Below are 9,595 nucleotides of genomic sequence, written 5' to 3'. Positions count from 1 at the left end.
ACAAGGAACGCGGCTTCTGCTGCGGCGCCGGCGGCGCCCGGATGTGGATGGAGGAGCGGATCGGCAAACGCATCAACACCGAGCGCGTCGACGAAGCCCTCTCCCTCAACCCGGACATCGTCTCCACCGCCTGCCCGTTCTGCCTCGTGATGCTCACCGACTCCGTCAACGGCAAGAAGAACGACGGCAAGGCCAAGGAGTCCCTCCAGGTCGTCGACGTCGCCCAGCTGCTGCTCGACTCGGTCAAGACCCCACCGGCCGACCCCGCGCCCGAGACGCAGCCCGAGGGCGCGCCGGAACCGGAACCGGTGAAGTAACCGTCCCCACAGAAGAACAACTCCACGGGAGAGACGCGCCTCCACGGGAGAACAGCGAGCGGCCGGACCTGCCTCGGGGGCAGGACCGGCCACTCGCGCATACGGCGCGGCGAGTCAGCGGCCGCGCAGCGTGCGGTACTTGCCGGCCAGGGTCGCCGTCGAGCTGTCGAGCTGCTCGCTGCCCTTCCCCTCGGTCAGCACCGGTTCGATCCTCTTCGCGAGGACCTTGCCGAGCTCGACCCCCCACTGGTCGAAGGAGTCGATGTTCCAGACGGCGCCCTGGACGAAGACCTTGTGCTCGTACAGGGCGATCAACTGGCCCAGGACGGACGGTGTGAGCTCCTCGGCGAGGATCGTCGTCGTCGGGTGGTTCCCCTTGAACGTCTTGTGCGCCACGAGCTCCTCCGCGACACCTTCGGCCCGCACGTCCTCCGGCGTCTTGCCGAAGGCGAGGGCCTGCGTCTGTGCGAAGAAGTTGGCCATCAGCAGGTCGTGCTGCGGGACGAGACCGGCGAGCAGGTCGGGCACCGGCTTGGCGAAGCCGATGAAGTCGGCGGGGATGACCTTGGTGCCCTGGTGGATCAGCTGGTAGTAGGCGTGCTGCCCGTTGGTTCCGGGGGTGCCCCATACCACCGGCCCGGTCTGCCAGTCGACCGGATTGCCGTCGCGGTCCACGGACTTGCCGTTGGACTCCATGTCGAGCTGCTGGAGGTAGGCGGTGAACTTGGACAGGTAGTGCGAGTACGGCAGCACCGCATGCGACTGGGCGTCGAAGAACGCCCCGTACCAGACGCCCAGCAGGCCCAGCAGCAGCGGCGCGTTGGCCTCGGCGGGTGCGGTGCGGAAGTGCTCGTCGACGAGGTGGAAACCGTCGAGCATCTCCCGGAACCGGTCCGGTCCGATCGCGATCATCAGGGAGAGACCGATCGCGGAGTCGTACGAGTAGCGGCCGCCGACCCAGTCCCAGAACTCGAACATGTTGGCCGTGTCGATACCGAATTCCGAGACTTTCTCCGCATTTGTCGACAGGGCGACGAAGTGCTTGGCGACGGCGTCGGGCCCGACCCGGAGGTTGCTGAGCAGCCAGTCGCGCGCCGAGGTGGCGTTGGTGATGGTCTCGATCGTGGTGAAGGTCTTCGAGGCGATGATGAACAGGGTCTCCGCCGGGTCGAGGTCCCGTACGGCCTCGTGCAGGTCGGCCCCGTCGACGTTGGAGACGAAACGGACCGTCAGGTCCCGCTGGGTGTAGGAGCGGAGCACCTCGTACGCCATCGCGGGCCCGAGGTCGGAGCCGCCGATGCCGACGTTGACGATGTTCTTGATGCGCTTGCCGGTGTGGCCGGTCCACTCGCCGGAGCGGATCTTCTCGGAGAAGGCGGCCATCTTGTCGAGCACCGCGTGGACGCCCGGCACCACGTTCTGACCGTCGACCTCGATGACGGCGTCCCGTGGGGCACGCAGCGCCGTGTGCAGGACGGCGCGGTCCTCGGTGGTGTTGATCTTCTCGCCGCGGAACATTGCGTCCCGCAGCCCGGCGACCTCGGTCGCGGCGGCCAGCTCCCGCAGCAGCGCAAGTGTCTCGTCGGTCACCAGGTGCTTGGAGTAGTCGAGATACAGATCGCCGACCTGGAGCGTGTACCTGTTGCCGCGCTCCGCATCCGCCGCAAACAGCCCCCGCAGATGCGTATGGCCCAACTGCTCGCGGTGCTTGCCGAGAGCGGTCCATTCGGGCGTCTGGTTGAGCCTGGTCTTGCCTGCGTTCATCTCGGACATCAGCCCACTTCTTCTCGTACCTGCCTGCATGCCCCGCTGCGGTTCCAACCTAATTGATCAGACCGGTCGACGGGACCTCGGCAGGGCGGCAGACGAGAAGCGGCCCAGGGACGAGAAAGTCCGGCCGGCACCCGATGAATGGTGCCGGCCGGACCCAGGAACTAGATCTCGCCCCGCAGTTTGGCGAGCGCCTCAGCGAGAATCGCCTCGCCGTCCGCGTCGCTGCGCCGCTCTCGTACGTACGCGAGGTGCGTCTTGTACGGCTCGGTGCGCGGCGGGTCCGGCGGATTGTCCCGGTCCTGACCGGCCGGGAACCCGCACCGCGGGCAGTCCCAGGTGTCGGGGACCTGTGCGTCACTGGCGAAGCTCGGCTGCGTCTCGTGCCCGTTCGAGCACCAGAAGGAGATGCGGAGGCGCGGCGCGGACTCGCCTCGCTCCGCCTCGCCCATCGGCCCCGCTCCGACCCGGCTTCCCCGGATCGCGTTGCCACTTGCCACGGTCGTAACTCCCTGCGTGATGGTGCTGCACAGCGTTCACAGCGGCTGCGCCGCGAGTGCCCCAGTCTACGTAAGGCCCAACGCTCGTCCAGTGATTGGAGTTACACACCGGATCCGGACGCGGAATCGGTGGGTCAGCTGTCCAGCTTCATCAGCAGGCCGAGCACGACAATGCATGCGAACCACAGCAGCCCGACGACGACGGTGATGCGGTCGAGGTTGCGCTCGGCCACCGAGGAGCCGCCGACGGAGGACTGCATTCCGCCACCGAACATGTCGGAAAGACCGCCGCCCTTCCCCTTGTGCATCAGCACGAGCAACATCAGCAGCCCGCTGAAAATGATCAGGGCGATCGAGAATCCCATAACCACGGCTGGACCCTACTTCCTGGCAATTCTCTTGGACTCAATACGGACGACGGGGGCCCGGGCTCCGTCTGTGAGCCACAGGCCCCCGCAAGGGTACGCCGGATCGGCGCTAGCGCATACTCACCGGTTACTCACTGGTCGCGGAACCGGACGATCTTGACGAACTCGTCCGCGTCCAGCGCCGCACCGCCCACCAGGGCGCCGTCCACGTCGGGCTGCGCCATGATCGCGGCGACGTTGCCCGCCTTCACCGAGCCGCCGTACTGGATGCGGACCTTGTCGGCCAGCTCCTGGGAGTACAGCTCGGCGAGGCGGCCGCGGATCGCACCGCAGACCTGCTGCGCGTCCTCGGGCGTGGCGACCTCGCCGGTGCCGATGGCCCACACCGGCTCGTAGGCGATCACGACGGACTCGGCCTGTTCGGCCGGGACGTCCTTCAGACCACCGTCGAGCTGGGCCAGCGTGTACTCGACCTGGTTGCCGGCCTTGCGGATGTCCAGGCCCTCGCCGACGCACAGGATCGGGGTCAGGCCGTGCTTGTAGGCAGCCTTCACCTTGGCGTTGCAGACCTCGTCGGTCTCGGCGTGGTACTGGCGGCGCTCGGAGTGGCCCACGGCGACGTAGGTGCACTTCAGCTTGGCCAGCATGGGGCCCGAGATCTCACCGGTGTAGGCGCCGGAGTCGTGCGCCGAGATGTCCTGGGCGCCGTACTTGATCTTCAGCTTGTCGCCGTCGACCAGGGTCTGGACGGACCGCAGGTCGGTGAAGGGCGCCAGCACGGCGACCTCCACGGCGTCGTAGTCCTTGTCGGCCAGCGCGAAGGCGAGCTTCTGGACGTGGGCGATGGCCTCGAGGTGGTTGAGGTTCATCTTCCAGTTGCCCGCCATCAGCGGAATACGCGTGGTCAAGGTGTTCAGTCCTCCAGTGCGGCAAGGCCGGGGAGCGTCTTGTCCTCGAGGTATTCGAGGCTCGCGCCGCCACCGGTCGAGATGTGGCCGAATGCCTTCTCGTCGAAGCCCAGGATCCGCACGGCCGCGGCGGAGTCCCCGCCGCCGACGACGGAGAAGGCCGGGGAATCGACGAGCGCCTGGGCCACGGCCTTGGTGCCCTCGGCGTAGTCGGGGTGCTCGAAGACGCCCATCGGCCCGTTCCAGAAGACGGTGGCCGCGTCGGCGAGCTTCGAGGCGTACAGCTTGCGGGTCTCGGGACCGATGTCCAGACCCTCCTGGTCGGCGGGGATCGCATCCGCGGCGACGGCGGTCGGGTTGGCCGGGGCCTTGGTCTTCAGGTCCGGGAACTCGTGGGAGACCAGCACGTCGACGGGGAGCACGAACTCCACGCCCTTGGCCTTGGCGCGCTCCAGGTACTCGAGCACCGCCGGGACCTGGTCCTCCTGGAGGAGGGACATGCCCACCTCGTGGCCCTGGGCCTTGAGGAAGGTGTAGGCCATGCCGCCGCCGATGAGGATGCGGTCGGCCTTCTCCAGCAGGTGGTCGATCACGCCGAGCTTGTCGGAGACCTTCGCGCCGCCGAGCACGACGGCGTAAGGGCGCCGGACGTCGTCGGTGAGCTTCCTGAGGACGCCGACTTCGGTCTCGATCAGGAAACCGGCCGCGTGCGGCAGCCTGGCCGGGAGGTCGTACACCGAGGCGTGCTTGCGGTGCACGGCGCCGAAACCGTCACCGACGTAGACGTCCGCGAGGGCGGCGAGCTGGTCCGCGAAGACGCCGCGCTCGGCGTCGTCCTTGGAGGTCTCCCCGGCGTTGAAGCGGAGGTTCTCGAGGACGGCGACCTGGCCGTCCTCGAGGTTCGCGACGGCGACGGTGGCGGACTCGCCGACCGTGTCGGTCGCGAACTCGACGTGGGCACCGAGCAGTTCACCGAGCCGCTTGGCGGCGGGGGCCAGCGAGAACGCCGGGTCCGGGGCGCCCTTGGGGCGGCCCAGGTGCGAGGCGACGACGACACGCGCCCCGGCCTCTGCGAGCTTGGCGATGGTCGGCTGGACCGCCCGGATGCGGCCGTCGTCGGTGATGGTGGTGCCGTCGAGCGGCACATTGAGGTCGGCGCGGACGAATACCCGCTTGCCGGCGACCCCGTCGGCCAGCAGCTGGTCGATGGTCTTCATATTTTGCGGCTCCTCGGAGGGCTGGACGCACGGCAGGGCCCGAACAGCGCCGCATTGCGCTGCCCGAGCCCTGCCGCTCACATCGTGGTGCTCTCGTGGTGGATCAGGCGGTGCAGGTCAGAGCTGGTTACCAACGAAGACCGTGAGGTCGACGAGGCGGTTGGAGTAACCCCACTCATTGTCGTACCAGCCGAGGATCTTCACCGACTTGCCCTCCTGGACCATGGTCAGCGAAGAGTCGAAGGTGCAGGACGCCGGGTCGCTGACGATGTCCGAGGACACGATCGGGTCCTCGGTGTAGAAGAGGATGCCCTTGAGGTCGCCGTCGTCGGCGGCCTTCTTGAACGCGGCGTTGACCTCGTCCTTCGTCACCTCGCGCTCCAGCTCCACGACCAGGTCGGTGGCCGAACCGGTCGGCACCGGGACGCGCATGGCGATGCCGTCCAGCTTGCCCTTCAGCTTCGGCAGGACCAGGGCGGTGGCCTTGGCGGCACCGGTGGTCGTCGGGATGATGTTCTCCGCGGCGGCGCGGGCACGACGCAGGTCGGAGTGCGGGAAGTCCAGGATCCGCTGGTCGTTGGTGTACGCGTGGACCGTCGTCATCAGACCCTTGACGATGCCGAAGTTCTCGTCCAGAACCTTGGCCATCGGCGCCACACAGTTGGTGGTGCAGGAGGCGTTGGAGATGACGTGATGGTTGGCGGCGTCGTACTTGTCCTGGTTGACGCCCATCACGATGGTGATGTCCTCACCCTTGGCCGGAGCCGAGATGAGGACCTTCTTGGCGCCGCCGGCGATGTGCTTCTCGGCGTCCGCCTTCTTGGTGAAGATGCCGGTCGACTCGATGACGATGTCGACGCCCAGCTCGCCCCACGGGATGTCGGCGGGGTTGCGCTCGGAGAGCACCTTGATGGTGTGACCGTCGACGGTGATCGTGTCGGCGGTGTGGCTCACCTCGGCCTTCAGACGGCCGAGGATGGTGTCGTACTTCAGCAGGTGGGCCGTGGTCGCAGTGTCACCCAGGTCGTTGACAGCCACGATCTCGATGTCTGCACCCTGCTCCAGCAGCGCGCGGAAGTAGTTACGACCGATGCGGCCAAAGCCGTTGATGCCTACGCGGATCGTCACGAAACCGATCTCCTCGTTGGTACGCCGGTTTTCGACGCCGGCGAGTTTTATGGGATGTCCCCGACCGCCTACGACCCTACCCCTCTGAAGCCCCAGCAGTGACATCCAGATGCCCGGTTCGCGAGACGGTGGCCCGTACTCGCCAGTAGGAAAACGGCCACCGTTTTCGCCTGTCGGGGCGCGGAGCGAGCGTGCCGCCGCCCCGCGCCCCGGAGACCTCGGTCGTCAGCTCCGCAGAGCCCTCAGCGCCGCCGCGACGATCCGTTCACGCGCGGACGCGGTCCGAACGTGCTCGAGGCCGAAACCGAGCAGCACACTGTTGCGGGCTGTCACCGCGGACGCGGACGGGAACAGGTCCTGACTGCGCTCCCAGTTCCCCCGCAGGGCCGGGCTGCCCTGCGGGGGCCCGGTGGCCTGCCAGGGCCCCAGAGACGACTCGAAGCCCTCCACGGACTGCTCGGCCCCACCGGTGACGACGCCCGCCCGGTCGACGAAGACTCCGCGGCCGCCGGCGCTCGGGTCGGTGACGTAGGAGACGGAGACCTCGATCTGTCTGCCCGCGTAGGCACTCAGGTCGAAGGACGCCGTCCGCCAGCCGTCGGAGGCTCCGGTGAAGGAGTTCCAGCTGCCGGTGGTGCCACTCGCCGTGCAGCCGTCCTGCCCGGGCGTGAGGTAGTGCCGCAGGAACGGGTGCTGGTCGATGTAGAAGCCGCCGCCGCACTCTGCGGGCACGGTGGTGGACGTGCCGCCGCCCGCGTCCGGGAGCGTCGTCCAGTCGTCCTGGCCGACGGTGTGCACCTCCACCACGGCGTTGTCGTAGCCGGGCTCGGTGTTGAAGCTGAGCCGCATGTCGAGCGTGGGCCGGTCGTCTGCGGCCGTGCCGGTCAGGTCGACGGTGCGGGACAGCCGCATCCATGACGAGTTGTGGTGGGCGGCTGCCGCGTACCACTCGCCCTCGTACGGTGAGAACGGCATCCGCGCGCCCGGGTAGTCTCCGGCGGCGGCGCTGCGGAACTGCGGGAACTCGCCGGACGGCAGCGTGTCGGAGGTGATCGTGTACGCGCCGGCCGCGTCCAGGGGGTTGCCCGGGGCGTCGCCGAGGGCGCCGGAGGCACCCGAGAGGCGTCCGGTGCCGAGGAAGCCGTTCACCCCGGCGAGTGAGGCACGCCCGAAGGCCCCGAGGTAGTACTGCGAGAAGTCGTCGCTCAGCGCCCCGCCGAGGTCGGCGTCGCCGCCGGCGCGTTCGCCGGTGGTGACGAGCTTTCCGCCCTCGTTGAGGTAGGCGCGCACGGCCTGCGTGGTGGACCAGGAGGGTTCCGCCGCCCCCGAGTACCACAGGACGGTGCCGAAGTGGCTCAGCACACCGAGCGGGTGCGGGGTGCCCTGCGTGGCGACGTCCCAGACGGCGCTGCGCCTGCCGTTCGCCGCGAGGGCGCGGGTGTACGCGGCGGTGTGCCGGGCGGCAGCCGTGCCGCCCTCCTCGGCGATCACCAGCGTGTCACCGCGCGGGCGCTCCGCGACGGTGTAGGTGAAGTGCTCGCTGGAGGTGCGGCCGTCCTCGGTGCGTCCGCTGAACCACACCTCGACCCGGTCGCCCGGATCGGCGTCCTCGATCGTTGCGCGGTACTCGTCGAAGTGGAGGTTGTCCTCGCCGCCGTAGCGCTCGCCGCCCTTCCAGGCGCGCAGCTTCTCGTCGTGCGCAGCTCCCCCGTTGATCCGGTAGTTGAGCTCCTTGTCGCGCACCGATCTGCGGGCGGTGACGGAAACTTCCTGGTCGCCGCCGCGGGCGTAGGAGGTGGTGAAGGTGTCCGGGGTGAAGTCCGAGGCCTTCAGACCGATCGACGACGACGGCCGGTCGGGGCGGGCGGCGCTCTCTGCCACGGACAGCGCGAACGGGATGTTCTTGGCGAACTCCTGCTGGATGAGTTCCTCGTCGTCGGGGAAGGTGAAGATGGACGCGCAGTCCGCTGCGTTCCACTCGTCGTCGGGGTCGACGCGGGAGGCGGTGCCGCAGGTCGACATCTCGGGGGTGAACATCATCATCCCGTTGACGTTGGCCGCGTGGCCGTCGGCCTCGCCGTTGGTGGTGTAGAGCTCGGACGAGATCTGCGGCCGGTATCCGGGGATCGCGGAGTGGTCGGGCGTGCCTGCCAGAGCCTCGTAGAGCACGTCGTCCGGCGTCGGAGTGGCCACCTGCCAGCCCACCCCGTAGAGCAGCAGCTGGGCGGCGGAGTGGTAGTTGATGCCGTACTGGAAGCCGATGCGCTTCTGGAAGCCGTCGAGGGCCCGGGTCTCCGGTTCGGAGCCGGGACCGGGTCCGCGGTAGGTCTCGTCGAACGGGTCGGGCGAGGAACCTTCGTTGTCGTAGCCCCACTTGTACGCGAAGTTGCGGTTGAGGTCGACGCCGTCACCGGCGGTGGTCTTCCCGTCGCCGTTGTTGTCACGGAGGTTCTTGCGCCACTGGCGCTCTGCGGTGCCGGTGAAGGTGTAGTCGTAACCGTCGGGGTTGGCGGAGAGCACGAACCACAGCTCGGTGGCGTCCACGACCTCGGTGATCCGCGGGTCCTTGCCGTAGTTGTCCAGGTAGTGGTGCATCAGCCGCCGGGTCATCTCCGGGGTGATCCACTCGCGGGCGTGCTGGTTGGACAGGTACAGGGTGGCCGGCTTGGAGCCGTCGCGGTGCCGGTCGGCGCCCTTGGAGACCTTGAGGGCGAGGATGTCCTGGCCCTTGACGGTCTTTCCGATGCTCACGACCTTGGTGAGGTCCGGATGGGCCTTCGCGGTGTCGAGGATCTCGCTCTTGAGGCCGCCTTCGCCGCTGTACGGGCGGAAGACCCCGTCCCCGGCGGCGGCCACGCGCCGCTCGGTCCGTTCGGGGACGGTGTACTCGGTGATGCCGACGCCCTGCTCGCGCAGTTCGGCGGCCTGTCGCTGGGTGAGGTGGAGCTCGATCGTGGCGGTGCCCTTGTCGGGGATCTGCTCGCCGAGCTCATGTCCGTCGGTGCCCGCCGCGAGAATCAGCGGCACCTGTTCCCTGCCGACCTCCGCGTGCCATACGGCGAGTTCCTCGCCGTTCCCGCCCCCGGAGTCGGCCTGCGCGATCGGCGCTGCCGACACTCCTGCGATCAGGAGTGAGGCCGCCGCGAGGATCGATCTCGCTCTGCGTCTCATAAGCCCCCCTTGCCGTTGTCTGCCAGGAAAGTGCTCGTGTCCGCCGTGAAGACGGGCATGCGACAGGCTCATGACTCTCCATGATCATGTCAATAGGGCCACATCGGCCCAAGCGGGCTGGGAAACGACACTGCCGACGCCTCAAGAGGCGTCGGCAGTAAAGCTGTTGAGCTACATGCCAGAAGGTGGTGTCAGCCGATCGGGTCGTCGGCCCAG

At 68.3% G+C, this 9,595-nt stretch carries 8 protein-coding genes; 1 reads left to right on the top strand and 7 read right to left on the bottom strand.

Annotation, left to right across the window (positions count from 1 at the left end):
- On the top strand, positions 1 to 317 hold a 317-nt coding region (locus IE198_RS08570; RefSeq protein ID WP_268246465.1), incomplete at its 5' end, for a heterodisulfide reductase-related iron-sulfur binding cluster.
- 114 nt (positions 318 to 431) lie between these two features.
- Here IE198_RS08570 and pgi read toward each other — a convergent pair.
- From pgi to IE198_RS08535, 7 genes are all read right to left on the bottom strand, one after another.
- Positions 432 to 2,081 carry a glucose-6-phosphate isomerase gene (gene pgi, locus IE198_RS08565; protein WP_189884413.1) on the bottom strand — a complete coding sequence of 550 codons (1,650 nt, stop codon included), beginning with the start codon at positions 2,079 to 2,081 and terminating at the stop codon, positions 432 to 434.
- Positions 2,082 to 2,251: 170 nt separating this feature from the next.
- Complete coding sequence (locus IE198_RS08560) at positions 2,252 to 2,587, bottom strand: RNA polymerase-binding protein RbpA (protein WP_003957010.1); 336 nt, start codon at positions 2,585 to 2,587, stop codon at positions 2,252 to 2,254.
- Positions 2,588 to 2,721: 134 nt separating this feature from the next.
- Positions 2,722 to 2,952, bottom strand: coding sequence for a preprotein translocase subunit SecG (gene secG, locus IE198_RS08555; protein WP_005318972.1), 231 nt, complete (start codon positions 2,950 to 2,952; stop codon positions 2,722 to 2,724).
- 134 nt (positions 2,953 to 3,086) lie between these two features.
- Positions 3,087 to 3,863: a triose-phosphate isomerase gene (tpiA, locus tag IE198_RS08550; RefSeq protein ID WP_189884377.1), complete on the bottom strand. Its 777-nt coding sequence runs from the start codon at positions 3,861 to 3,863 to the stop codon at positions 3,087 to 3,089.
- 5 nt (positions 3,864 to 3,868) lie between these two features.
- A complete protein-coding gene (locus IE198_RS08545) occupies positions 3,869 to 5,080 on the bottom strand; it encodes a phosphoglycerate kinase (protein ID WP_189884375.1) in 1,212 nt (403 codons plus the stop codon).
- A gap of 117 nt (positions 5,081 to 5,197) precedes the next feature.
- Positions 5,198 to 6,208, bottom strand: a complete 1,011-nt coding sequence (gene gap / locus IE198_RS08540; RefSeq protein WP_189884373.1) for a type I glyceraldehyde-3-phosphate dehydrogenase — start codon at positions 6,206 to 6,208, stop codon at positions 5,198 to 5,200.
- A 225-nt stretch (positions 6,209 to 6,433) separates the two neighbouring features.
- Complete coding sequence (locus IE198_RS08535; RefSeq protein ID WP_189884371.1) at positions 6,434 to 9,379, bottom strand: M14 family metallopeptidase; 2,946 nt, start codon at positions 9,377 to 9,379, stop codon at positions 6,434 to 6,436.
- Positions 9,380 to 9,595 lie beyond the last annotated feature (216 nt).

Source organism: Streptomyces xantholiticus (assembly GCF_014651015.1).
Taxonomy (GTDB): domain Bacteria; phylum Actinomycetota; class Actinomycetes; order Streptomycetales; family Streptomycetaceae; genus Streptomyces; species Streptomyces xantholiticus.
Note: the sequence above shows the minus strand (reverse complement) of the source record. Positions and strands in the feature narration are given on the sequence as shown.

What these genes read in the sequence shown, in the direction of transcription:
- pgi (WP_189884413.1), bottom strand. Translation starts at nt 2,081, where the DNA reads ATGAACGCAGGCAAGACCAGGCTCAACCAGACGCCCGAATGGACCGCT.
- secG (WP_005318972.1), bottom strand. Translation starts at nt 2,952, where the DNA reads ATGGGATTCTCGATCGCCCTGATCATTTTCAGCGGGCTGCTGATGTTG.
- IE198_RS08545 (WP_189884375.1), bottom strand. Translation starts at nt 5,080, where the DNA reads ATGAAGACCATCGACCAGCTGCTGGCCGACGGGGTCGCCGGCAAGCGG.
- IE198_RS08535 (WP_189884371.1), bottom strand. Translation starts at nt 9,379, where the DNA reads ATGAGACGCAGAGCGAGATCGATCCTCGCGGCGGCCTCACTCCTGATC.